At 60.6% G+C, this 24,383-nt stretch carries 25 protein-coding genes; 20 read left to right on the forward strand and 5 right to left on the reverse strand.

Annotated elements, in window-relative coordinates; all coding sequences use genetic code 11:
- Positions 1-24 precede the first annotated feature (24 nt).
- Complete coding sequence (locus E4P01_RS06150; RefSeq protein WP_103734238.1) at positions 25-312, reverse strand: HigA family addiction module antitoxin; 288 nt, start codon at positions 310-312, stop codon at positions 25-27.
- 433 nt (positions 313-745) lie between these two features.
- Here E4P01_RS06150 and E4P01_RS06155 point away from each other — a divergent pair, with 433 nt between their 5' ends.
- From E4P01_RS06155 to madM, 10 genes are all read left to right on the forward strand, one after another.
- Positions 746-1,000: a DUF6124 family protein gene (locus E4P01_RS06155; protein ID WP_216090431.1), complete on the forward strand. Its 255-nt coding sequence runs from the start codon at positions 746-748 to the stop codon at positions 998-1,000.
- Between the two features lie 252 nt (positions 1,001-1,252).
- Complete coding sequence (gene mdcA / locus E4P01_RS06160) at positions 1,253-2,923, forward strand: malonate decarboxylase subunit alpha (RefSeq protein ID WP_216090430.1); 1,671 nt, start codon at positions 1,253-1,255, stop codon at positions 2,921-2,923.
- The gene (locus tag E4P01_RS06165; protein ID WP_216090429.1) at positions 2,924-3,757 is read left to right on the forward strand and encodes a triphosphoribosyl-dephospho-CoA synthase; all 834 of its coding nucleotides are present in this window, start codon (positions 2,924-2,926) and stop codon (positions 3,755-3,757) included.
- On the forward strand, positions 3,757-4,056 hold the full coding sequence (locus E4P01_RS06170; protein WP_025857695.1) for a malonate decarboxylase subunit delta: 300 nt from the start codon (positions 3,757-3,759) through the stop codon (positions 4,054-4,056). Before E4P01_RS06165 ends, E4P01_RS06170 begins: the two co-directional genes overlap by 1 nt.
- On the forward strand, positions 4,049-4,891 hold the full coding sequence (locus tag E4P01_RS06175) for a biotin-independent malonate decarboxylase subunit beta (protein ID WP_103734242.1): 843 nt from the start codon (positions 4,049-4,051) through the stop codon (positions 4,889-4,891). Before E4P01_RS06170 ends, E4P01_RS06175 begins: the two co-directional genes overlap by 8 nt.
- Positions 4,888-5,658 (forward strand): biotin-independent malonate decarboxylase subunit gamma, encoded by a 771-nt coding sequence (mdcE, locus tag E4P01_RS06180; RefSeq protein WP_216090428.1) that lies wholly within the window; start codon positions 4,888-4,890, stop codon positions 5,656-5,658. Before E4P01_RS06175 ends, mdcE begins: the two co-directional genes overlap by 4 nt.
- A complete protein-coding gene (locus E4P01_RS06185; protein ID WP_216090427.1) occupies positions 5,652-6,248 on the forward strand; it encodes a malonate decarboxylase holo-ACP synthase in 597 nt (198 codons plus the stop codon). Before mdcE ends, E4P01_RS06185 begins: the two co-directional genes overlap by 7 nt.
- Positions 6,245-7,144, forward strand: a complete 900-nt coding sequence (gene mdcH / locus E4P01_RS06190) for a malonate decarboxylase subunit epsilon (RefSeq protein ID WP_216090426.1) — start codon at positions 6,245-6,247, stop codon at positions 7,142-7,144. Before E4P01_RS06185 ends, mdcH begins: the two co-directional genes overlap by 4 nt.
- Before the next feature lie 67 nt (positions 7,145-7,211).
- Complete coding sequence (gene madL / locus E4P01_RS06195; RefSeq protein ID WP_032878957.1) at positions 7,212-7,604, forward strand: malonate transporter subunit MadL; 393 nt, start codon at positions 7,212-7,214, stop codon at positions 7,602-7,604.
- A gap of 5 nt (positions 7,605-7,609) precedes the next feature.
- Positions 7,610-8,374, forward strand: a complete 765-nt coding sequence (gene madM, locus E4P01_RS06200) for a malonate transporter subunit MadM (RefSeq protein WP_032881185.1) — start codon at positions 7,610-7,612, stop codon at positions 8,372-8,374.
- 44 nt (positions 8,375-8,418) lie between these two features.
- On the opposite strand, the gene E4P01_RS06205 is transcribed toward madM, so the two are convergent.
- The gene (locus E4P01_RS06205; RefSeq protein ID WP_032878959.1) at positions 8,419-9,333 is read right to left on the reverse strand and encodes a LysR substrate-binding domain-containing protein; all 915 of its coding nucleotides are present in this window, start codon (positions 9,331-9,333) and stop codon (positions 8,419-8,421) included.
- A gap of 144 nt (positions 9,334-9,477) precedes the next feature.
- Here E4P01_RS06205 and E4P01_RS06210 point away from each other — a divergent pair, with 144 nt between their 5' ends.
- Positions 9,478-10,095 carry a hemolysin III family protein gene (locus E4P01_RS06210; RefSeq protein ID WP_005792233.1) on the forward strand — a complete coding sequence of 206 codons (618 nt, stop codon included), beginning with the start codon at positions 9,478-9,480 and terminating at the stop codon, positions 10,093-10,095.
- Positions 10,096-10,119: 24 nt separating this feature from the next.
- On the opposite strand, the gene E4P01_RS06215 is transcribed toward E4P01_RS06210, so the two are convergent.
- Positions 10,120-11,022 (reverse strand): LysR family transcriptional regulator, encoded by a 903-nt coding sequence (locus E4P01_RS06215; RefSeq protein ID WP_032878961.1) that lies wholly within the window; start codon positions 11,020-11,022, stop codon positions 10,120-10,122.
- Between the two features lie 108 nt (positions 11,023-11,130).
- On the opposite strand from E4P01_RS06215, the gene E4P01_RS06220 reads away from it, so the two are divergent.
- The 3 genes from E4P01_RS06220 to E4P01_RS06230 are packed head-to-tail and all read left to right on the forward strand — an operon-like array spanning position 11,131 to position 13,660.
- Positions 11,131-12,372, forward strand: a complete 1,242-nt coding sequence (locus E4P01_RS06220; RefSeq protein ID WP_032878963.1) for a D-amino acid dehydrogenase — start codon at positions 11,131-11,133, stop codon at positions 12,370-12,372.
- Positions 12,373-12,382: 10 nt separating this feature from the next.
- Positions 12,383-12,733 (forward strand): RidA family protein, encoded by a 351-nt coding sequence (locus tag E4P01_RS06225; protein ID WP_032878965.1) that lies wholly within the window; start codon positions 12,383-12,385, stop codon positions 12,731-12,733.
- Between the two features lie 24 nt (positions 12,734-12,757).
- Positions 12,758-13,660: a transporter substrate-binding domain-containing protein gene (locus tag E4P01_RS06230; RefSeq protein ID WP_216090425.1), complete on the forward strand. Its 903-nt coding sequence runs from the start codon at positions 12,758-12,760 to the stop codon at positions 13,658-13,660.
- A 9-nt stretch (positions 13,661-13,669) separates the two neighbouring features.
- Here E4P01_RS06230 and E4P01_RS06235 read toward each other — a convergent pair whose 3' ends face one another.
- Positions 13,670-14,389 (reverse strand): 16S rRNA (uracil(1498)-N(3))-methyltransferase, encoded by a 720-nt coding sequence (locus E4P01_RS06235; RefSeq protein ID WP_032878968.1) that lies wholly within the window; start codon positions 14,387-14,389, stop codon positions 13,670-13,672.
- Positions 14,390-14,459: 70 nt separating this feature from the next.
- On the reverse strand, positions 14,460-15,866 hold the full coding sequence (locus E4P01_RS06240) for an adenosylmethionine--8-amino-7-oxononanoate transaminase (protein ID WP_216090424.1): 1,407 nt from the start codon (positions 15,864-15,866) through the stop codon (positions 14,460-14,462).
- Between the two features lie 272 nt (positions 15,867-16,138).
- Here E4P01_RS06240 and E4P01_RS06245 point away from each other — a divergent pair, with 272 nt between their 5' ends.
- The 6 genes from E4P01_RS06245 to E4P01_RS06270 all read left to right on the forward strand — a co-directional run bounded on the left by E4P01_RS06245 (position 16,139) and on the right by E4P01_RS06270 (position 24,366).
- Positions 16,139-16,690 carry a cytochrome b gene (locus E4P01_RS06245; protein WP_032878972.1) on the forward strand — a complete coding sequence of 184 codons (552 nt, stop codon included), beginning with the start codon at positions 16,139-16,141 and terminating at the stop codon, positions 16,688-16,690.
- Between the two features lie 32 nt (positions 16,691-16,722).
- Entirely contained in the window at positions 16,723-17,322 is a 600-nt protein-coding gene (locus E4P01_RS06250; protein ID WP_014720298.1) for a YceI family protein, read from the forward strand.
- A gap of 254 nt (positions 17,323-17,576) precedes the next feature.
- Entirely contained in the window at positions 17,577-18,701 is a 1,125-nt protein-coding gene (locus tag E4P01_RS06255; RefSeq protein ID WP_248129944.1) for an integrase core domain-containing protein, read from the forward strand.
- A gap of 198 nt (positions 18,702-18,899) precedes the next feature.
- The gene (locus E4P01_RS06260; RefSeq protein WP_078821214.1) at positions 18,900-20,141 is read left to right on the forward strand and encodes an exonuclease SbcCD subunit D C-terminal domain-containing protein; all 1,242 of its coding nucleotides are present in this window, start codon (positions 18,900-18,902) and stop codon (positions 20,139-20,141) included.
- On the forward strand, positions 20,138-23,776 hold the full coding sequence (locus E4P01_RS06265; RefSeq protein ID WP_216091268.1) for an AAA family ATPase: 3,639 nt from the start codon (positions 20,138-20,140) through the stop codon (positions 23,774-23,776). Before E4P01_RS06260 ends, E4P01_RS06265 begins: the two co-directional genes overlap by 4 nt.
- Positions 23,773-24,366, forward strand: a complete 594-nt coding sequence (locus E4P01_RS06270) for a glutathione S-transferase (protein WP_078821212.1) — start codon at positions 23,773-23,775, stop codon at positions 24,364-24,366. The genes E4P01_RS06265 and E4P01_RS06270 overlap by 4 nt, the downstream gene beginning before the upstream one ends.
- Positions 24,367-24,383: the final 17 nt, after the last annotated feature.

Consider the following 24,383-nt stretch of genomic DNA (forward strand, 5'->3'; position numbering starts at 1 on the left):
CTGAATTGTGCTTGGCCCAAGATCTCAATCAATCCGCGCAAACCGCTCAATTACCGGTTGCTCCCGATGCTCGGCCTGCCATAAGTCGTAGGCACTTTGCATCGACAACCATAACTGGGCTTTACTCACGCCAGCCCGTTCCAACCGAACGGCAAGGTCCGGGCTGACCGGGGCGTGGCCATGCAAGATCCTTGAAAAAGTCTCGCGGGCGAAGCCAAGACGTCGCGCCATCTCGGTAATGGTGATGCCCAGGGCGGGGATCACATCTTCAAGCAATATTTCACCTGGGTGAGTTGGGTTGTGCATCGGCATGTTGGTACGTCCTTCGACTATGGGCATTCAACCGCGAAGGCTAGAAGGACCAGTTCCAAGCAACAACCCCAAAACGCTGTATGAAACTTCCTGCACGCACTTCGACATAAAAGGCTTCGGATTTTTCCTGCAAGATTTTGGGCCGCGCATGAACTTGTGGTGAGAGGTCCGCACGCCTAGTCTTCGTCCCGTCATCGCAAAAAACGGTGACACGGACGTGCAAGTCCGACGAAACTGTTTAGGCGTGCAAACGCCCAGCCATCCAACGGGCGTTTTTTGTGCTCGCTGCTTTATGGCGGCTGCGCGCAGGAGGTCTTCGGATCTGCTGGGTGTCCTAAACAGGCCCGGTCTTGCACACCTGCGCACGGTCGCCACCCTCATTCGCGTGCAAGCGAACGGTGGCGCTCCTTACTCACTGTTTAGGAGTTTCATCATGGTCAAACCTACTCCCAATCCACCCCTCTTCACCGTCAACCCCCACCAAACCACCGAAACCCTGCTGGTCAATGCCAGCGAAACCCTGTCCTCCCTCAACGCACTCACCTGCAACCTGGCCTTTGACCTGGACACTTCCCAGCGCGCCATCATGCTCGGGATTCAGCAAATGGCAGAGTTTGGTCAGTTGTTGGTCGATAGGGCACTTGAGCAAATCAGCCATTCGCCGGAATTTTCAAACGGTCCCAAATAGGGACTGATCGGTCCTGGTTTGGGACCGATATCTAACAAGCAACACTGAGCAAATGTGGGAGGGGGCTTGCTCCCGATTGCGGTGGGTCAGCAATAAGTTTGTCAACTGACACACCGCTATCGGGAGCAAGCCCCCTCCCACATTTTTAGCTTTGTTACTCCAGGCGTAACGGTCTGCCGCTGAGCTTGATTGATAGCACCTAAATTCACTCCTAAGGTACAGCCCCACGACAGCAAACCCCGTGGAGCGACCATGACAACAACCATCACCCCCGACTCGCGCTGGACGCGGCGGCGCGACGAGAAGCAGCGGCGGCTCGGGCTGGTCAAACAGTATGCAGACGGGGCGGTGTTGCCCAGCGACAGGATCGTCGAGGCCCTGGAAGCGCTGATCCTCCCCGGCGACCGCGTGGTGCTGGAGGGCAACAACCAGAAGCAGGCTGACTTTCTCTCGCGCTCCCTGGCCAAGGCTGACCCGGCCAAGCTCCACGATTTGCACATGATCATGCCCAGTGTCGGGCGCGCCGAGCACTTGGACTTGTTCGAGAAAGGCATCGCCCGCAAGCTCGACTTTTCCTTCGCCGGCACTCAATCCCTGCGCATCAGCCAGTTGCTGGAAGACGGCCTGCTGGAAATCGGCGCGATCCATACCTACATCGAACTCTATGCGCGCCTGGTGGTGGACCTGATCCCCAACGTGGTGCTCTCGGCCGGCTTCATGGCCGACCGCGCCGGCAATATCTACACCGGCGCCAGCACCGAAGACACCCCGGCGCTGATCGAACCCGCCGCGTTCAGCGATGGCATCGTCATTGTGCAGGTCAACCAGTTGGTGGACGACGTCACCGACTTGCCCCGTGTGGACATCCCCGCAAGCTGGGTGGATTTCGTGGTGGTGGCCGACAAGCCTTTCTACATCGAACCGCTGTTCACCCGCGACCCGCGCCATATCAAGCCGGTGCATGTGTTGATGGCGATGATGGCGATCCGTGGCATCTACGAAAAACACAATGTGCAGTCACTCAACCATGGCATCGGCTTCAACACCGCCGCCATCGAATTGATCCTCCCCACCTACGGCGAATCCCTGGGTCTGAAGGGCAAGATCTGCCGCAACTGGACCCTCAACCCACACCCCACGTTGATCCCGGCGATTGAAAGCGGTTGGGTCGAGAGCGTGCATTGCTTCGGCACCGAGCTGGGCATGGAAAACTACATCGCCGCCCGCCCGGATGTGTTCTTCACCGGCCGCGATGGCTCGATGCGCTCCAATCGCATGTTCTGCCAACTGGCCGGCCAGTACGCGGTGGACCTGTTTATCGGCGCCACCCTGCAAGTGGATGGCGATGGGCATTCCAGCACCGTGACCCGTGGCCGCCTTGCCGGTTTCGGTGGTGCGCCGAACATGGGCCACGACCCACGTGGTCGTCGGCACGGCACACCGGCCTGGCTGGATATGCGCCATGACGATGCGCCCCAGGCCTTGCTTGAGCGCGGCAAAAAACTTGTGGTGCAAATGGTCGAGACCTTCCAGGAGGGCGGCAAACCGACCTTTGTCGACACCCTCGACGCGGTGGAAGTGGCACGTAAAAGCGGCATGCCCCTGGCGCCGATCATGATCTACGGCGACGACGTTACCCACTTGCTCACCGAAGAAGGCATCGCCTACCTCTACAAGGCGCGCTCCCTGGAAGAGCGCCAGGCAATGATCGCTGCCGTCGCCGGGGTGACGGCAATCGGTATGCGCCATAACCCCAAGGACACCGCCCGTATGCGTCGCGAAGGCTTGATCGCCTTGCCCGAAGACTTGGGTATCCGCCGCACCGACGCCACCCGCGAGTTGCTGGCTGCCAAGAGCGTAGCCGATCTGGTGGAGTGGTCCGGTGGCTTGTACAACCCGCCCGCCAAATTCAGGAGCTGGTAAATGCGCGCTCTAAAACAGCATGAATTGAGCCTGGCCGATCGCCTGGCGGATATGGCCGTCGACGCGCTGATCGATGAAGCGGATTTGTCGCCTAAACCCGCCTTGGTTGACCGGCGCGGCAACGGCGCCCACAGCGATTTGCACCTGGGCCTGATGCACGCCTCGGCGCTGTCGTTGTGGCCGATGTTCAAGGAAATGGCCGAGGCCGCCCTTGAATTTGGTGAAGTCGGTGTACCCCTGCGTGAAGCGCTCGGCCGTATAGGTCGCGAAGGCGAACAAGCGATGCTCATCACCACCCACGGCGTAAATACCCATCGCGGTGCGATCTGGGCCCTTGGTTTGCTCACCGCAGCAGCGGCGCTGCAACCACGCGCCGTAACCCTGACCGCGGCCAAACTAGCTCTGCTCGAAGACCGCTTCGCGCCGCAACCGCTGAGCCACGGCGCACAGGTCGCCCAGCGCTACGGCGCACGCGGTGCTCGCGAAGAAGCACAGCGGGGTTTCCCCTCGGTGATGCAACGCGGCCTGCCGCAACTGCATAAAAGCCGCGGGCAAAACGCCGGTGAGCAAAATGCCCGCCTGGATGCCTTGCTCGCGATCATGACCGAGCTGGCCGACACCTGCGTGCTCTACCGCGCTGGCTACGAAGGCTTGACCACCATGCAACAGGGCGCCCAGGCCGTGCTCGACGCTGGCGGTAGCGCAACCCTCGCGGGCCGTCGCCAACTGCACGCACTGGACCAGCAACTCCTGGCCCTGAATGCCTCCCCTGGCGGCGCTGCCGACTTGCTCGCCGCCTGCCTGTTTATCGACCGCCTCGACGGAGCGTTGTGATGGAAACCTTATCCTTTGAATTCCCCGCGGGCCAGCCGCCAAAAGGCCGCGCGCTGGTGGGTTGCGTCGGTTCGGGCGACCTCGAAGTGCTGCTGGAGCCGGGCACTCCCGGCACGCTGACCATCCAAGTGCAGACCTCGGTCAACGGCGCCGAGCAACGTTGGCAGCACCTGTTCGAACGCATCTTCCAGGAGCAGACGCCACCTGCCTTGAACATCGATATCCACGATTTCGGCGCCACCCCCGGCGTGGTGCGTTTGCGCCTGGAGCAAGGTTTCGAGGAGGTCGGCCATGACTGATTTGCTCAACAAACACAGCTTCGTCGAACTCGGTGCGCGGCAGCGCGCCAAGGCGTTGTTGGATGCTGGCACTTATCGTGAACTGATCGACCCGTTCCAACGGGTCATGTCGCCGTGGCTCAGCCGCCAGGGCGTGGTGCCCCAGGCCGATGACGGTGTGGTGATTGCCAAGGGCAGCATCGGCGGTTTGCCGGTAGTGGTCGCCGCTATCGAGGGCAATTTCCAAGGCGGCAGCCTCGGTGAAGTCGGTGGCGCAAAAATCGCGGGGGCACTGGAACTGGCCGCCGAAGACAACCGCAACGCCATACCGACCCGCGCCGTGCTGCTGCTGGAGACCGGTGGGGTGCGCTTGCAGGAAGCCAACCTGGGCCTTGCCGCGATTGCCGATATTCACGCGGCGATTGTCGACCTGCGCCAGTACCAGCCGGTGGTCGGTGTGGTGGCGGGCAGTGTCGGTTGTTTTGGTGGTATGTCCATCGCTGCCGGACTGTGCAGTTACCTGGTGGTCACCCGCGAAGCGCGCCTGGGTTTGAATGGCCCGCAAGTGATCGAGCAGGAGGCCGGGCTGGAAGAATACGACTCCCGCGACCGGCCTTTCATCTGGAGCCTTACGGGCGGCGAACAACGTTTTAACAGTGGCTTGGCCGACCGTTACGTGGCGGACGATGTGGTGCAGATCCAGCAGACCGTGAGCGCGCTGTTGCAACACGGGGCGCCCGAACAACCCCGCAGCCGGCGCGCTGATTTCTACCTGGCGCGGCTGGCCGAACTCGACACAGCGGCGCAAATCGAGCCCGCGACGGTTCGCGCTCTGTATCAGGGAGAACGCCCATGAGAGGGTTACAGTGGTTCAATGCATTGAGCGCTGGCGCAGCACCCGTAGAGGGCTTGCCGGACTCATTGAAAGTCGCAGACGGCGTATTGGGTGAACAGGCGGTGCGCTTTATCGCCGTGGTCACCGACCCGAATAACCGCTTCCCGCGTGCGCGCAATGGCGAAGTCGGGTTGCTGGAAGGTTGGGGGCTAGCCAAGGCCGTCGATGAAGCCATCGTGACGGGTGACAAACGCCCCATCATCGCCATCGTCGATGTGCCCAGCCAAGCCTATGGTCGCCGTGAAGAAGCCCTCGGCATCCACCAGGCCCTGGCCGCCGCTGCCGACAGCTACGCCCGCGCACGCCTGGCCGGGCACCCGGTGATTGCGTTGCTGGTGGGCAAGGCCATGTCCGGTGCGTTTCTGGCCCACGGTTACCAGGCCAACCGCTTGATCGCCCTGCGCGACCCTGGGGTAATGGTGCACGCCATGGGCAAGGCCTCGGCGGCGCGGGTGACCCTGCGTAGCGTCGAAGAATTGGAAGCCCTGGCCGCCAGTGTGCCGCCGATGGCCTATGACATCGACAGTTATGCCAGCCTGGGTTTGCTCTGGGAGACCTTGTCGGTGAGCCAGATTGAACAGCCGACAACGGACGATGTGGCGCGGGTCAGCGATTGCCTGGTGCAGGCGATCAAAGATGTCGTGCAACCCGATTTAAAAGAACGTCTCGGTGCGACTAATCGCACCGCCTCAAGCCATGTACGCCAACTGCTGCGGGAACAATGGTGAACGCCCATGACTTGCTCTGGGGCATGACCCCGGCGCACCTGCCTGCGGATGCTCCGGCCTGGGCGCGGGACGCGCTGAGCGCCGGCCATCCAGTAGTGGTGCGGCGCGCCATTACCGAAGCAGGTCAAGTGGCGGTTGGCGTACGTGGGCGTCTGCGTGAGCAACGTTATGGGGCGGTGATGCCTGTTGCTGCGGTGCAACGGCGCGTGGCGCCCGAAGACCTGCGCCAGGTGATCTCGCCACGGGATTTACCGGCGCTGCGGGCGCTCGATCAACTGCGGCCAGTGTTGGCGCAGTATCACTGGGGCGTCAGCGGCAGCGCCGGATTTGAATTGGCGAGCGGCGTCGAAGCGTTGCATGCCATGAGTGATCTGGATTTGATCCTGCGCACCCCCGAACCGCTTGAGCGCAACGCGGCGCGTGCATTGCTGGCGAAATTCGACACCGCACCGTGCGCCGTGGACCTGCAACTGCAAACCCCGTTTGGCGCTGTTGCCTTGCGCGAATGGGCCACAGGCTCACGCCGCGTACTGCTCAAAACCACTGGCGGCGCGCACCTTGTACTTGACCCCTGGCAGGCCGTGGCATGAGCAGCTTGTTGGTGTTTCCGGGGCAGGGTGCCCAGCGCGTGGGCATGCTCCAGGCGCTATCGGCCCAGGTTCTGGAAGAAGCCAGTGATGCCTTGGGTGAAGATGTTCGTCGGCTCGATTCGGCGCAAGCCTTGGCGAGCACGCGTGCGGTGCAACTGTGCCTGCTGATCGTCGGCGTTGCCCATGCCCAGCAGTTGCACCATACGCCTGACTACGTGGCGGGCCTGTCCATCGGCGCCTACCCGGCCGCCGTCACCGCCGGCGCCCTGGACTTCGCCGATGCGCTGAAACTGGTCAGCCTGCGTGGCGAGCTGATGCAACAGGCTTATCCACAAGGCTACGGCATGACCGCCCTGATCGGCCCCGATTTATCCACGGTTGAAGCCTTGCTGGCAGATATCCACAGCGCCGCAACTCCGGTGTATCTGGCCAATATCAACGCCGACAACCAGACCGTGATCGCCGGCAGCAATGAAGCGATGCAGCGTGTCGCCGAGCGCATCAAAGGCAACGGCGTCGCCAAGCGTCTGGCAGTGAGCGTGCCGTCCCACTGTGCGCTGCTGGAAGCGCCGGCCAAGGTGCTTGCCCAAGCGTTCGTCCCACTCAAGGCGCCGCGCATCACCTACCTGAGCAGCACCCGCGCGCGACCTATCCACAACCCCGAGCAACTGCGCGATGACCTGGCCTTCAACATGTGCCGCGTCGTCGACTGGCGCGGCACCGTGCAAGGCGCCTACGAGCGTGGCGTACGCCTGCAAATCGAACTGCCCCCGGGCGCGGTGCTCACTGGTCTGTCACGCCGCGTGTTCGAACAAGGCACGGTGATCGCCTGCGAAGGCGCACGCCTGGACACCTTGCAGGCCCTGCTGCAAGAGGAGGAGCGCCGCCACCGATAAAGCAACACCCAAGGCTTTCGAAGCACAACAACAACAATTTCGAACGAGCACTTTGAGGACAACAATCATGATTATCTACGGTGTGGCGTTTCTGGCGCTGTGCACGTTGGCCGGCCTGTTTGTCGGTGAACTGCTGGGCAAATGGATGGGTATCCCGGCTAACGTCGGCGGGGTGGGTATCGCCATGTTGCTGCTGATTGGCCTGGGCAGTTACCTCGGCAAGCGTGGCTTGTTTACCGGCAAGTCGGAGCAGGGCGTGAGCTTCTGGGCTGCGATTTATATCCCGATTGTGGTGGCGATGGCCGCCCAGCAAAACGTGTATGGCGCCATCAGTGGCGGGCCCATGGCGATTCTGGCCGGGACCCTCGCCGTGGTGCTCGGCTTTGCCCTGGTACCGGTGCTGGTGCGTATCGGTAACCGCGAGCCGGTTGCAGCTGTTCCGACCAAAGAAGCCGGGTGATCGCCATGTACGAATCGATGATGAAAGTGATCACCGGGTACGGATTGATCAGTGGTTTTGCCGTGATCGGCCTGACCATGTGGGTTTCCTATTGGATCTCTGACACTTTTACCAAAGGCCGCCTGCATGGCTCGGCCATTGCCATTCTGTTGGGCCTGGTGTTGTCGTATGTGGGAGGCGCTTTTACTGGCGGCTCCAAGGGCGTGGTGGATATTCCACTGTTGTCAGGCATTGGCCTGTTGGGCGGCGCGATGCTGCGGGACTTCGCTATTGTAGCCACGGCGTTTGGCGTGAGTGTCGATGAGTTGAAGCGCGCCGGATACGTCGGCGTGCTGGCTCTGTTTGTCGGTGTGGGCTCGTCGTTTGTTGCCGGGGTAGGGGTGGCAATGGCGTTTGGTTATACCGATGCGGTGAGCCTCACCACCATCGGCGCCGGTGCCGTGACCTATATCGTTGGCCCGGTTACCGGGGCGGCGATTGGGGCCAGTTCCGAGGTGATGGCGCTGTCGATTGCCGCAGGGTTGATCAAGGCTATTTTGGTGATGGTAATGACACCGTTCGTGGCCCCGCTGATCGGGCTGAACAATCCACGTAGTGCGGTGATCTTCGGTGGCTTGATGGGCACTTCCAGCGGCGTGGCGGGCGGGTTGGCGGCGACTGATCCGAAGTTGGTGCCTTATGGGTGTTTGACCGCGGCGTTCTATACAGCGCTGGGGTGTTTGTTGGGGCCGTCGTTGTTGTTTTTGGTGATGAGGGGGTTGGTGGGCTGACTGGGGATTTTCGCTGTCTGGTCTGGCGCAATCGGGGGCAAGTCTCAAGCCTGGCGATTGGCATACATCCGACACTCCGCCAACAACGCCAGCAGGTTCGGGTCACGCTCCTTGGCCTTCAAGAACACCACGCCGATCTGCTGCTGCAACCGATACCTGGGTTGCAGCGGTATCAGCTTCACGCGGTTCTCATACACCGCCGCAATCCGCCCAGGCAGCAGCGCATAACCCACCCCCGAGCTGACCATGCTCAGCAAGGTAAATATATCGTTCACCTGCATCGCCACCTTCGGTTCGAACCCCGCCTGCTTGAACACCCGGTTGCCGTCCTGGTGCGTGGCGAAGCCCTGGGTGAGGGTGATAAAGGTGGCGTCACGCACGTCGGCCAGGTCGATTTCCTGATGACGGTCCAGGGGGGAATCGGCCGGTGTGGCAAGGAAGATGTCATCGCTGAACAGCGCGATCTGCTCACAGTCCGGATCGGTGGCGTGATCGTCCAGAGAGATGAGGATCGCATCCACCTCCATGTTCTTGAGCTTGTAGAACAGGTCGAAATTGGAGCCCAGGATCAGGTCGATATTGAGTTCGCTGCGGCGGATCTTCAGGCCCATGATCAGTTGCGGTACGGTCTTGACCGTCAGCGAGTACAGCGAGCCGAGCTTGAAGCGTTCGGCGCAGAAGCCGGCGGCTTCGCGGGTCAGGCGCACTCCCTCGACCACATCGGCTATCAGCTTTTGCGCACGCTCTTCGAGCACGTAGGCGCTTTCCAGCGGGGTGAGGTTGCGCCCTTCATGCTTGAACAGCGGGCAGCGCAAGGCACTTTCCAGGGAGTGGATGGCGCGGTGCACGCTGACGTTGCTGGTTTGCAGTTCGGCGGCGGCGCGGGCCAGGTTGCCGGTGCGCATGAACGCCAGGAAGATTTCCAGCTTCTTGAGGGTGAACTCTTCGTCGATCAGCATGGCCGTGGGCTCTTGTTCGATTGCGCTCGATTGTGCCTGCAAACGCAGCCCTCGTCGCTGGAACGTCACACGCTGCTTGCACTCTTATGCGCAAGGCTGGAGGCTTGCCGCCAGTCGTCAACGATGAGGGGAGGTTAACGATAGATGTATCACGGGGAACGGTTCAACGCCTGGAGCCATTTGCTCGGTGCAGTCGCGGCGTGTATTGGCGCCGTGTGGATGTTGGTGGTGGCGAGCCTGGACGGCAGCCCCTGGAAGATCGTCAGCGTGGCGATTTATGGCTTTACCCTGATGGTGCTGTACAGCGCGTCGACCGTTTACCACAGCGTGCGGGGGCGGCGAAAAGAGATCATGCAAAAGGTCGATCACTTTTCGATCTACCTGTTGATCGCCGGCAGCTACACACCGTTCTGCCTGGTGACTCTGCGCGGGCCCTGGGGCTGGACGCTGTTCGGGATTGTGTGGGGGCTGGCGGTGATCGGCATCCTGCAAGAGATCAAGCCGCGCTCGGAGGCGCGGATTCTGTCCATCGTGATCTACGCGGTAATGGGCTGGATCGTGCTGGTGGCGGTGAAGCCGCTGATAGCGGCGCTGGGCACGGCAGGGTTTATCTGGTTGGCGTCGGGCGGCGTGTTGTACACCGTGGGCATCATCTTTTTTGCCCTGGAAGATCGCCTGCGCCATTCCCATGGGATCTGGCATTTGTTTGTGATTGGCGGCAGCCTCCTGCATTTTGTGGCGATCATGCATTACGTGCTTTGAATGTGGGAGGGGGCTTCGGTGGTATTAGAGACGTGCCAGTAGCTCACAGGCACGAATGCCGAAGATCTGCAGCAGCTTGGCGAGCATATGCGGCGGTGGTTCATCGCCACGGGTCAGGGCGTAGAGGGTGATCGGCAGGGGGGGCGTGAGGGTGCGGATGCAGGTGGTTGCCGTCGATGCGCCGAGGGCGGTAAAGGGGTCAATGACCGTCAAACCGGCGCCGGACTCCACCATCGCCCGGGCCAGGGAATAGGTTTGTACCGAGATGGTCACGCGTGGCGGTGGATCGACGTTCTCCAGGTAGCTGTCCAGCTTGGTCGCCAGCGGATCAGCACTGGAAAGCCCGATCAATGGCGCGCCCGCCAGTTCGCTCAGCGGCAATGGCTGGTTGATTTCAGCCGCCGACCAATAGCCCTTGGACGCCAATGCAACCAGCACGCCATTGGCCAGCACCTGGGTGGTCAACCCAGGATGGCCGGAAAAGTTGAGGGTCAGCGCCAGGTCGATTTCGCGCATCAGCAGCTTCTGGACCAGCTCACGGCTATGGTCGCTGGACAGCTCGCAAGCCATGTCGGGGTATTCGCGCTTCCATTCCAGAATCGCCGGAGGCAGCAGCGACAAGGCCAACGCCGGAATCGCACCAATGCGCACGCTTTGCCCTGGGGCGCGGCGCAGGCTCTTGGCTAGACGCCTTACACCTTGCAAGCTCTCGGTGACTTTCTCGACTTCGCTTTCCAGTGCCAGGGCTTCCGGCGTGGGCTGCAATTTGCCGCGCACCCGCAGAAACAGCGCAAAGCCCAGCTGCAATTCGGCGTGCTGCAACACTTTGGTCACCGCTGGTTGCGAGACGTGCAGCAACTGCGCGGCAGCACTGATCGAGCCAGTCTGGCGAATGGCCTGGAAGATTTCGATATGACGCAAGCGCATGGCAAGTCCATAACCTTTGTTTATAGGTGACCCATCTTTATTCATTGTCGGTGGCCTGTCACCTGCGCCTACGCTTGGTCTTCAGTTAATCAACGGTCGGGGGCTGGGATGGCCAGGCAGGTTTGCATCATCGGTGGTGGGGTTATCGGCTTGGCCAGTGCTTATGCTTTGGTACGGGCTGGCCATGAGGTAACGGTGATCGACGCCCGCGATACCTTGGGCAGCGAAACCAGTTTCGCCAACGGTGGGCAGCTGTCCTATCGCTATGTTGCGCCATTGGCCGACGCGGGCGTGCCGCTGCAGGCGATTGGGTGGCTGTTGCGCGGCGACTCGCCGCTGAAGCTGCGCCCACGGCTTGACCTCCAGCAATGGCGCTGGATGGCAGCGTTCATCGGTGCCTGCCGGGGATCGGTGAACAAGCGCAACGCTGCCCACTTGCTGCGGCTGGCGAGCCTGAGTCAAGGCACCTTGCAGCAATGGCGTGTCGATGATCGCCTGGACGGCTTCGACTGGCGGCGCAACGGCAAGCTGGTGACCTTTCGCAATGCCGAGACGTTTGAGCGTGCACGCAGCAAGGTCACCGACGTCCTGCAGCAGCAGGTGCTGTCTGCGGTGGATTGTACGCACCTGGAACCGGCGTTGGCGGCAGGTGGGTTTGTCGGCGGCATCTATACCCCGAATGAGGAAGTGGCGGACTGTCATGCTTTTTGCCAACGGCTGGCAGCTCGGTTAAAGGCTTCAGGGCGTTGTACATTTTTGCTGGGTCGCAAGGTTACCGGGATTCGTCACGCCGACGGTGCGGTGCAGGCCATCGAAATGGGCCATGACGTGATGCCGGTCGAACAGTTGGTGCTGGCTGCCGGGCATCGCAGCGCCGAGTTGGCGTTGCCGCGCTTGTCGCTGCCGCTGTACCCGCTCAAGGGCTACAGCCTGAGCGTGCCGATCGGCGCGCAGCACAAGGCGCCGAACGTGAGCATCACCGACTATGACCGCAAGATCGTCTACGCGCGCATTGGTGAGCAACTGCGGATCGCGGCCATGGTGGATATTGTCGGCTTTGATGCGCGTCTTGAGCCCAAGCGCCTGGCCTTGATAAAGCGCCAGGCGCTGGAGACGTTTCCCTTGGCCGGTGACTACGCCCACGCGGTCGAGTGGGCCGGTATGCGCCCGGCAACACCGACGGGCGTGCCATTGATCGGTGCCAGCGCCTACCGCAACTTGTGGCTGAACCTGGGGCATGGCGCGCTTGGTTTTACCCTGGCCTGTGGCAGTGGCCAGCTATTGGCTGAGTTGATCAGCCAGCATGTTCCTTCCATTGATATGCAGGGCCTGGCGCCCCGCGCCGCTTGAGGATGCAGCCATGACTATCACCCGAATCAACAGCAACGAGCGTCTTAGCGCTGCCGTGACCTTCAAGGATTTGGTGTTTCTCTCGGGCCAGGTACCGGGCGATGGCCAGGACGTAGGCAGCCAAACCCGAGAAGTGTTGGCCAGGATCGACGCGCTGTTGGCCGAGGCGGGCAGTGACAAGGATCACCTGCTCAACGCGACGATTTACCTGAAGGACATCAGTACCGGTTTTACGCCGATGAATGAAGCCTGGTCTGCATGGCTTTCGCCAGGCATGGCGCCCACGCGTACCACCCTGCAAGCAGAGCTGGCGCGACCGAGTGTACTGGTGGAAATCAGCGTGATTGCAGTACGTAAATAACCGATCTACCAACGGAGAATAACAATGAAAAAAATCCTGTTGACCGGCTGCGCTCTTGGACTTTTTTTGAGCGCAAACGCCCGTGCGACCGAAGCGCCTCTGGAGGGCACCTTGAGCAAGATCGCCAGCGCCAAGGCCATCACCCTGGGGTATCGCGATGCGTCGGTGCCGTTTTCCTACATTGGGGATAACAGTGGCAAGCCGATGGGCTACTCGGTGGACCTGGCGAGCAAGATTGTCGAGCGCATCCAGCAGAAAATCGGGGTGAGTGAGCTCAAGGTGAAGTACAACCTGGTGACTTCTCAAACCCGTATTCCGCTGGTGCAGAACGGCACCGTCGACCTGGAGTGCGGCTCCACCGGCGTGACCGCCGAGCGGCAGAAGCAGGTAGCATTCTCCTACGGGTTCATCTACGTGAAGGGGCAGTTGCTAACGGCCAAGGACAGCGGGATCAAAGGCTTTGCCGACCTCAAGGGCAAAAACGTGGTGACCACTGCCGGTACTACCAATGAACGCTTCCTCAAAAGTTACAATGCTGAACACAAAGCCAATATGTTCGTGATCAGCGCCAAAGACCATGGCGAGGCTTTCAAGATGCTCGAGACCGGCCGTGCGGTAGCGTTCTATATGGATGATGCGTTGCTCTACGGCGAGCGCGCCAAGGCCAGGGACCCGCACCACTGGGTGGTGGTGGGCGAGGAGCAGTCGCGGGAGATCTACAGCTGCATGGTGCGCAAAGACGACCCGCAGTTTCTCGCCGTGGTCAACGAGACCTTGGGTGATCTGTACCGTTCGGGAGAGATCAACGGGATTTACCAGCGCTGGTTTGAGCAGCCGATCCCGCCGAAGGGCCTGAACCTGGAATTCCCAATGACCAGCGAGTTGAAGGCGATCATTGCCAAGCCGGTGAGTGATCCGGTGGAGTGATCGCTCCGTTTAGAAATCACCCCAGAGTTGCTGGGCGACCGACAGCGCCACCACGGGCGCGGTTTCGGTACGTAATACCCGTGGCCCCAACCGCGCAGCATGGAAGCCAGCGCCTTGGGCGGTGTCGACTTCGCCGTCGGTCAAGCCACCTTCCGGCCCGATCAGAAACGCCAGGCTCGAAGGCTTCGCGTGACTGATCATCGGCTCGGCGACTGGGTGCAGTACCAGTTTCAGGTCGGCTTCAGTTTGCTTCAGCCAGTCGGCCAGCAACACCGGTGCGTGAATCACCGGCACCGTTGAACGCCCACACTGCTCGCACGCGCTGATGGCAACCTGACGCCAGTGCAGCAGGCGTTTGTCGGCGCGTTCGTCCTTGAGGCGCACTTCGCAGCGCTCGCTGAAGATCGGTGTGATCGCATTGACGCCCAGTTCAGTGGCTTTCTGGATCGCCCAATCCATGCGCTCACCCCGGGACAGGCCCTGGCCGAGGTGGATATGCAGCGGCGATTCATCTTGGCCGGCAAAGCTTTGCGTCAGTTGCACGGTGACGCGTTTTTTACCGACTTCCAGCAGCGTGCCACTAAACTCCTGGCCAGAACCGTCGAACAGCTGCACGGCATCGCCTTCACCCATGCGCAACACACGGCTGATGTAATGCGCCTGGGCTTCAGGAAGTTCGTGATCGCCGAGGCTCAGCGGGGTGTCGGTGAAAAAGCGGGACAGTCTCATTTCTGTTCTCTGAAGAGGTGTATGCAGGAGCGAGCTTGCTGTGGCAAGTCGGTTCTTACAGGGGTTGGTATCAACCCGGGTCACGAAAGCCAGGATGGAAATCTTTGGGTACCGCCACACTGACGTTGCTGTTAGTGGCGATATCAATCCCCTCGCTGGCCACTTCGGCCAGGAAGTCGATCTGCTCCGGTGTAATCACATAGGGCGGCAGGAAATACACCACGCTGCCCAGTGGCCGCAACAGCGCGCCACGCTCCAGTGCGTGTTCGAATACCTTCAAGCCACGGCGTTCCTGCCACGGGTAGGCGGCCTTGGTGGCTTTGTCCTGCACCATCTCGATCGCCAGCACCATGCCCGTCTGGCGCACTTCCGAAACGTGAGGATGGTCCACCAGGTGCGCGGTGGCGGTCGCCATGCGCTGGGCCAGGGCCTTGTTGTTTTCGATGACGTTGTCTTCTTCAAAGATATCCAGCGTCGCCAAGGCTGCCGCGCACGCCAGCGGGTTGCCGGTGTAGCTGTGGGAGTGCAGGAAGGCGCGCAGGGTAGGGTAGTCGTCGTAGAAGGCACTGTAGACATCTTCGGTGGTGACCACGGCGGCCAGCGGCAAGTAGCCGCCGGTGAGGGCCTTGGACAGGCACAGGAAGTCCGGGCGGATGCCGGCTTGTTCACAGGCGAACATGCTGCCGGTGCGGCCGAAGCCGACGGCGATTTCGTCGTGGATCAAGTGCACGCCGTAGCGGTCGCAGGCTTCGCGCAGCAGCTTGAGGTACACCGGGTGGTACATCCTCATGCCGCCGGCGCCCTGGATCAGTGGCTCGACAATCACTGCGGCAACGGTATCGTGGTGGTCAGCCAGGGTCTGTTCCATGGCCAGGAACATGTTGCGCGAGTGTTCTTCCCAGCTCATGCCGTCGGGGCGCAGGTAGCAATCGGGGCTCGGCACTTTGATGGTGTCGAGCAGCAGCGCCTTGTAGGTCTCGGTAAACAACGGCACGTCGCCTACCGACATCGCGGCGATGGTTTCGCCGTGGTAGCTGTTGGTCAGGGTGACGAAGCGCTTCTTGTTCGGCAGGCCGCGGTTGAGCCAGTAGTGAAAGCTCATCTTCAATGCGACTTCGATACAGGATGAACCGTTATCGGCGTAGAAGCAGCGCGTCAGGCCTTCAGGCGTCATCTGCACGAGGCGCTCGGACAACTCGATCACTGGCTGGTGGCTGAAACCGGCGAGGATCACATGCTCCAACTGATCGACCTGGTCCTTGATGCGCTGGTTGATGCGCGGGTTGGCGTGGCCGAACACGTTGACCCACCAGGAGCTGACGGCGTCGAGGTAGCGTTTGCCTTCGAAGTCTTCCAGCCATACGCCTTCACCGCGCTTGATCGGGACCAGCGGAAGTTGCTGGTGGTCTTTCATCTGGGTGCAGGGATGCCACAGCACCGCGAGGTCGCGTTGCATCCACTGGTTGTTCAAGCCCATCGGTGATCTCCTCGAAGCGATCCTGCGGCGCGCACAGGCGAAACAATCGCGCAAGCCTATGCAATGGTGGCGCGTGTCACAAGCCATTGTGGGGCAATTGGCGGTAAATGCAGGACGGTCTGTCGCGTTTCTTGGGAATAGTCTTAATCCCTTGTTAATTTATGATACCTAGCCTCTTCATCGTATTTCTCGATATTTCAAAGCGAAATTTTCCGCTTTAATTCGATAGGTAAAACGCTAGTCTTGGGCACAGTTCTTACGGGATTAAGTACATGCAGCTACGCAATTCTCCCGCCCGGTACGGCTGGGTCAGCATGGTTCTACACTGGGGCGTCGCCTTGGTGGTGTTTGGTTTATTCGCATTGGGCCTGTGGATGGTCGGCCTCGACTACTACAGCGCCTGGCGCAAAGATGCGCCCGACTTGCACAAGAGCATTGGCATCACGCTGTTTGCCATCATGCTGGTGCGTATCGTCTGGCGTCTGGTCAGCCCGCCGCCACCGCCGCTGGCCAGCTATAGCCGTATGACGCGGATCGGTGCTGCATTTGGCCATGCGTTCCTGTATCTGGGGCTGTTTGCCGTGATGATTGCCGGTTACCTGATTTCCACCGCCGACGGTGTCGGTATTCCGGTGTTTGGCCTGTTTGAAATTCCTGCCGTGGTTTCCGGTCTACCGGACCAGGCAGACACAGCCGGTTGGGTGCATCTGTACCTGGCCTGGGTGTTGGTGGTCTTCGCCGGTTTGCATGGCGTGGCTGCATTGAAACACCACTTTATCGATCGTGATGCGACCCTGACACGAATGCTGGGGCGCAAAGCCTGATGTTCAACCTCGACTCACAAGGAATAGAAAGCATGTTGAAAAAAACACTCGCTGCGCTGGCAATCGGTTCTGCTCTGCTGTCCGCAGGTTCGGCGATGGCCGCTGACTACGTGATCGACAAGGAAGGCCAGCACGCCTTCGTCGATTTCAAGATCAGCCACCTGGGCTACAGCTACATTACCGGTACCTTCAAGGACCTGGACGGCAAGTTCAGCTTTGATGCCGCCAAGCCGGAAGACGCCAAGATTGAAGTTAACGTGCGTACTGCCAGCGTGTTCTCCAACCACGCCGAGCGCGACAAGCACGTCAACAGCAAGGACTTCCTGGAGTCGGGCAAATTCCCTGATGCCAAGTTCGTCTCCACCAGCGTCAAGCCAACTGGCAAAAATGCTGATGGCAAGCTGACTGCTGATGTGACCGGCGACCTGACCTTCCACGGTGTGACCAAGCCGATCCTGGTCAAAGCCACGTTCCTGGGCGAAGGCAAGGATCCATGGGGCGGCTACCGTGCCGGCTTTGAAGGCACCACCAACATCAGCCGCAAGGAATTCAACAAAGACGGTATGGATGTAGGTCCACAGTCTGACAACGTTCAGCTGTACATCACGTTTGAAGGTGTGAAAGCGAAGTAATTTTCGCCGCGCATACAAAAATGCCCCGCATCTTTCGATGCGGGGCATTTTTTTGGCTGGGGATTCGTGTTGCCTAGCCGGGCCTCATCGCAGGCAAGCCAGCTCCCACACTTGAAATGCATTCCCTTGTGGGAGTGGGCTTGCCCGGGTACAACCCGGGGACATCGTTTACATTTCTAACCGGAGACATGGTTTACAGGTTAATACGCATGATCAGGAGGTAACTGATCATGCCCTGGAACCAAGAGTCTCCGATGAATCAACGAATCAGACTGGTCGCTGACTGGCTTTCTGGTAACTACACCAAAAGCCAGCTGGCGCGCCGCTTTAACGTAAGCCGGCCTACCGTCGACAAATGGATCGGCCGGCACAATGGCGATTTAAAGTCCTTAGCCGAACTGTCCCGACGCCCTCACAACAGCCCCAATAAAACCGACGATGAGATCCTGGCCCGTGTGGTGGCGATGAAGGAGGCGCACGATAAATGGGGGCCGAAGAAGCTTCTCGAGCTATTGCGACTTGAAGATCCTTCCATCGCCTGGCCTTCCCCAAGTACAGCAGGCCAATGGCTTGATCGACTTGGACTCGTCCAAAAGCGACGCTTCAAGCGCAGACACGGTACTTCCCCTGTAGCAATGCGCGAGGCCAACGAACCTAACCAGACGTGGTGCGCCGACTACAAAGGGCAATTCAAGATGCATAACGCGCAGATGTGCTTCCCTTTGACCATCACAGACCACGCTTCCCGGCTGATTTTGGCGTGCAGGGCCCATTCAAAGATCAAGACCGAGCCTGTTAAACAAGCCTTTGAGAGACTGTTTCAGGAATACGGCATGCCCGAAGTTATTCGGTCGGACAACGGTGTTCCGTTTGCCTCTCCTGGCTTGGCAAGAATATCGACACTGGCAGTTTGGTGGATACGTCTGGGTATCTATCCGGAGCGCACCATGCCAGGAAGACCGGCCCAAAATGGTCGCCATGAGCGGATGCACCGTAGCTTGAAACTGGAGTTGCCCTTAGGCGAAAACTTAATCGAGCAGCAGCTTTTGCTGGAGCATTTCAGGCATGAGTTCAATTACGTGCGCCCTCATGAAGCACTCGGCATGAAGCGTCCAGGGGACGTATATGTGCCGTCTACCCGGATTTACCCAGGATGCCTGCCGGATGTGGAGTATCCGTCCGAAATGAAGGTTCGAAGCGTCAGACAGGACGGGTCGATCAAGTGGAACGGCAAGTTGGTATTTATCAGCGAGGCATTGTCTGGGGAGCGGATAGGGCTTAAAGAAGCTGAAGATGATGTTTGGGATCTGTACCTATGTGATTATCCCTTGGGGAGGTTTGGACGCGGTATGACCCGCGTCCAGGCCTCAAATGTGTAAACGATGTCCCCGGTTTCAGTTGTAAACGATGTCTACAGTTCTACATCCCGATAACGGTGGATCAGCCAATTAATCCATATCTGATTCACCGTCATCGGGGCAAGTCCTCTGCTATATCGGGTCTGGGCCACTTGCAGGCACTGTGTGCGTGTTTACAGGTAAACTCCCCTCCTTTTCATCTTCTCCACGGAGTTCGCCTTGCGTCTGTTTCACACCTCCGACTGGCACCTGGGCCAAAACCTCCACGGCCAGGAACGCGACTTCGAACATGCCTGTTTCCTTGAGTGGCTGCTGGGCCAACTGAAGGCCCAGCGCCCGGATGCGCTGTTGATCGCTGGCGATATCTTCGACACGGTCAACCCGCCGCTCAAGGCCCAGGAACGCCTGTATGACTTCATCATCAGCGCCCATGAGCAAAACCCGACGCTGACGATTGTGATGATCGCCGGCAACCATGACTCCGGCTCGCGTATCGAGCTGCCCGCGCCGTTGATGCGCCGCCTGCGCACTCATGCCCTGGGCCGGGTGTTGTGGCTCGACGATGGCCAGTTGGACGCCGAACGCCTGCTGATCCCCTTGCCGGATGCCAAAGGCAAGATTGCCGCCTGGTGCCTGGCGCTGCCATTCCTGCGCCCGGCGGAAGTTACCGGTGCGCATCTGGGAGACGACTACTTGCGGGGTATCGGCCAGGTGCATGAATGGCTGATCGCCGCCGCCAATGCCAAACGCAAAAAAGGCCAGGCACTGATAGCCATCAGTCATGCGCACATGGCCGGGGGGTCGGTATCGGAAGACTCCGAGCGCAGCCTGATCATCGGCAATGCCGAGGCACTGCCGGCCAGCCTGTTCGACAAAACCGTCGGCTATGTTGCCCTCGGCCACTTGCACAAGCCGCAACAGGTCAATGGCGAAGAGCGCATTCGCTACAGCGGCTCGCCGATTCCGCTGTCGTTTTCCGAGATTGGCTACAAGCATCAGGTGCTCGACGTGACGTTCCAGGGTGAACGGCTGGTGGGCGTCGAACCGCTGCTGATCCCCCGTTCAGTCAACCTGCAACGTCTGGAAGCCGCACCGCTGGCGGACATCCTCAAGCAGCTGCGCGACCTGCCGGACATCGACCTGCTGGCCGAAACCCAACGTCACCCTTGGCTGGAAGTGCGGGTACGCCTCGACGAACCACAGCCAGACCTGCGCCAGCAGATCGAAACCGCCCTGCAAGGCAAGGCCGTACGCCTGGTGCGCATCGCCGCCGAATACGCCGGCCAGCGCGGCAACAGCGAAAGCGACGATGAGCGCTTGATCGAACTCGACCAGCTCACGCCCCAGGAATTGTTCAGCCGTGCCTGGCAGGACAGCTATGGCAGCGAAGTGGATGAACAAACCCTGAAGGATTTCGCCGTGCTGCTCCAGGAAGTGCAACAGGAGGGCGAACAGCCATGAAGATCCTCGCTATCCGCCTGAAAAACCTCGCCTCCCTGGCCGGCCCGTTCGAGATCGACTTCACCGCCGAACCCCTGGCCAGTGCGGGCCTGTTCGCTATCACCGGGCCGACCGGCGCGGGTAAAAGCACGCTGCTTGACGCATTGTGCCTGGCGTTGTTCGGCGCGGTGCCGCGCCTGGGCGATACCGGCCAGGCCAAGATGCCGGACGCCGACACCGATATCTCCATCGGCGATCCGCGCACGCTGATTCGGCGCGGCACCGGCGGCGGTTATGCCGAAGTGGATTTCGTCGGCGTCAGTGGCCGTCGCTACCGTGCGCGCTGGGAAGCCAACCGCGCCCGCGACAAGGCCAGCGGCAAGTTGCAGAACAGCCGGCAAAGCTTGATCGACCTGGACAGCGAGCAACTGCTGGCCAGCCAGAAAACCGAATACAAGACTCAGCTTGAGCTGGCCCTGGGCCTGAACTTCGAGCAGTTCACCCGTGCGGTGTTGCTGGCGCAAAGCGAGTTCAGCGCCTTCCTCAAGGCCAATGACAATGAGCGCAGCGAACTGCTGGAAAAGCTCACCGACACCGCACTGTACACCCAACTGGGTCGACGTGCGTTCGACAAGGCCAAGGAGGCCAGGGATGCTCACAAACAGCTACAAGACCAGGCCACCGGCGTAGTACCCCTGGCACCTGAAGCTCGCGCCGAACTCGATCAACAGTTGGCCGAGGCCCAGCAACAACTCAAGACTCAGCAGGCCCAGCTCAAGCAGTTGGAGTTGCAGCACACCTGGCTCAAAGAGTTGCGTGAGTGGCAAGAGCGCCAGCTCAGCGCCGTCGAACAACTGCAGCAGGCCCAGCAGCAGTGGGACAACCAAGGCCCGCAACGCCAGGACCTCAATCGCCTGGAGCAATTGGCACCGCAACGTCATCACTTCCTGCGCCAGGCTGAACTCGGCACCCTGCTGACGCCACTCGCGGCACAGATTCAGCAACAGCTGGAGCAGCAAGTCGCCCTGCATACCCGCCAGGACCAGGCGCAACAACAGCAAGTGGCCGCCCAAGCGGCGCTGGCCGACGCCCTGAAAAACCAGGCCGAGGCGGCTCCCCTGCTGCGCCAGGCCGTTGAAGAACAGAACACCCTCGCCCACTTGACCCGGGAACTGGCCAAGCGCAGCGAAGAAAAACAACAACAGCAAAGCGCCTGCAACGAAGGCCACGCCCTGCTCAAGGGTTTGCAAGACACGCAAACCCAAGTCGCCGAGCGCCTGCACCGCCTGGCTGCCGAGCTTGAGCACAGCGCCGCCCTTGCCCCGCTGAGCGAGGCCTGGAACGCCTACCGCGACCGTCTGCAACAGCTGATGGTGATCGGCAATCGCCTCAACAAGGGCGAGGCCGAACTGCCGCAACTCGAACAGCGTGCCAGCGCCGCCGCCGATCAGTTCACCCAACAGCGCGAAGCCCTCGACCTGCTCTATCAGGAAGCCGGTGCCGAACCCCACGCGGTGGCCGAGCAAATTCAGTTGCTGGCCAGCCTGCTGCAGGATAATCGCAAGCAACAGCGTGCTTTCGAAGACCTGGCCCGCTTGTGGGACAGCCAGCAGCAACTGGATCAACAGACAGGCGCGCTGACACAACAACTCGCCGATGCCGCGCAACGCCGCGAGCGACTGAACCAGAGCGGTTTGCAAACCAAGGCCGAACTCAGCGTGGCTGAGCAAACCCTGACGGTGACCAAGCAACTGCTGGAACGTCAGCGCCTGGCCCGCAGCGCCAGCGTCGAAGAGTTGCGCGCGCAATTGCAGGATGACCAGCCCTGCCCGGTGTGCGGCAGCCACGAGCATCCGTATCACCAGCCCGAAGCCCTGTTGCAGAGCCTGGGTCGCCATGACGAGAACGAAGAAGCCACGGCGCAAAAGGCGGTCGACGACCTCAAGGAAAAACTCAATGAACTGCGCGGTGAAGTCGGTGGACTGATCGCCGAACAGAAGGAGTTCCTGCGCCAACAGGAACAGCTGGCGATACAACAGCAAGGCCTGGCACAGAGCCTGGAGGCCCATCCGCTGTACGCCTCGTTGTTCAATCAGGACGCGGCCAAACGCAGCGGCTGGCTGGCTCAGCAACTGGCCCAACTGACCCAGAGCCTCACTCAGGACGAACAACGCCAGGACGCCCTGCTCAACCTGCAACAAAACGCCGGGCGCCTTCAGCAGCAGTTGCAAGCCGCTCAGGAGGCCAGCCAGCAAACCCGGCAGTTGCTGGTGGACCAGCAACGGGAATTGGCCAAGGACCGCGAACGCCTCGACGCAGAACTCGCCACCTTCGCCACCCTGTTGCCCACCCAAACCCTGGAGGGTTTGCGCAGTGCGCCTGCGGCGACCTTCATGCAGCTCGACCAGCAGGTCAGTCAACGTCTTGAGCAGTTGGGCCATCAGCGCGATGAACTGGCCGAGCAGCAGGAGCGCCAGCAGGCCATCGAGAAACAGCAGACCCACCAGCAACATCGCCAGCAGCAACTCGACGCGCTCACGCTGCAAGTCACCGAAGTGGCCTCACAGCAACAAGCTGTTCAAGAAAAACTCAGCGCCTTGCTGGGCGACCACGCCAGCGCCGAACACTGGCAGCAGCAACTGGAGCAGGCCGTCGCGCAGTCACGCCAAAGCGAGACCGACGCCAACCACGAGCTGCACACCGTGCACACGGCCCTGGTCCAACTGGCTGCGGACATTAAGGCCCAGCAGGACCGCCAGCACGCGCTGCAAGCGGAACAACAAGCGCTTGAAACACGCATCAATGAATGGCGCACGCTGCACCCCGATCTGGATAACCAGGGCCTGTCACGTTTATTAGCCTTCGATGAGGCTCAGATCGCGCAGCTACGCCAGGACCTGAACAGCAGCGAAAAAACTGTCGAGCAAGCCAAGGTGCTGCTGCAAGAGCGCGAACAGCGCTTGGCCGAACACCAGGCCTTGCACAACGGCAATCTCGACGCCGATCAACTGGACCACACCCTGGCGGCGCTCAATCAGCGGCTGGCCGAAGGCGAGAAGCATTGCGCCGAACTGCGCGCCCGCCAAGCCGAAGATCAACGCCGCCAGGACGCCAACCAGGCCCTGGCCGAACAGATCACCAAGGCCTATGAAGAATGGCAGCGCTGGGCGCGCCTGAATGCGTTGATCGGTTCGGCCACCGGCGACACCTTCCGCAAGATCGCCCAGGCCTACAACCTCGATTTGCTGGTGCACCATGCCAACGTGCAGTTGCGCCAACTGGTGCGCCGCTACCGGCTTAAACGCGGCGGCAGTATGCTCGGGCTGTTGGTGATGGACACGGAGATGGGTGACGAATTGCGCTCGGTACACTCACTGTCCGGTGGCGAAACCTTCCTGGTGTCATTGGCGCTGGCCTTGGGCCTGGCGTCCATGGCCTCAAGCACCTTGAAGATCGAGTCGCTGTTTATCGATGAAGGTTTCGGCAGCCTCGACCCCGAGTCCCTGCAATTGGCCATGGACGCTTTGGATGGTTTGCAGGCTCAGGGCCGCAAGGTGGCGGTGATCTCTCACGTTCAGGAAATGCACGAGCGTATCCCGGTGCAAATCCAGGTCAAGCGCCAGGGCAATGGCCTGAGCACCCTGGAGGTCAAGTGAGCCAGGCGCTGCTGTATTCGTTCCGGCGCTGCCCTTATGCAATGCGGGCGCGATTGGCGCTGCGCTATTCAGGCGTGCCGGTGGACATTATCGAAGTGAGCCTGAAAGCCAAACCGACCGAGATGCTGGCGCTGTCGCCCAAGGGCACGGTGCCGGTGTTGAGCGTCGAAGGCCGAGTGATCGAAGAAAGCCTGGAGATCATGCAGTGGGCGCTGGCACAGCACGATCCCGAGGATTGGTTATTGCAGGGTGAGCCTGCGGTATTGGCGCTGATCAGCGAGAACGATCAGGTGTTCAAACATCACTTGAATCGATACAAGTACGCCGAACGCTACCCGGAGCAACCGATGGAACATTATCGGGCCGAGGGCGAGGTATTTTTGCGCAAGCTGGAGGGTTTGCTGACAGAGCGGGAGTATTTGCTTGCCGATCACCTGAGCCTGGCAGATGCGGCGCTGGTGCCCTTTGTAAGGCAGTTTGCCCATGTGGATCGCGAGTGGTTTGCGGGGACGCCGTACTACCGGTTGCAGGCGTGGCTTCAGAAATTTCTGGAGTCACCGCTGTTTATTGCGGTGATGGCAAAATCTTAAGTCCAGACTCAATACAA

Origin of the sequence: Pseudomonas sp. NCIMB 10586 (assembly GCF_023127895.1) — a bacterium.
Classification (GTDB): Bacteria; Pseudomonadota; Gammaproteobacteria; order Pseudomonadales; family Pseudomonadaceae; genus Aquipseudomonas; species Aquipseudomonas synxantha_A.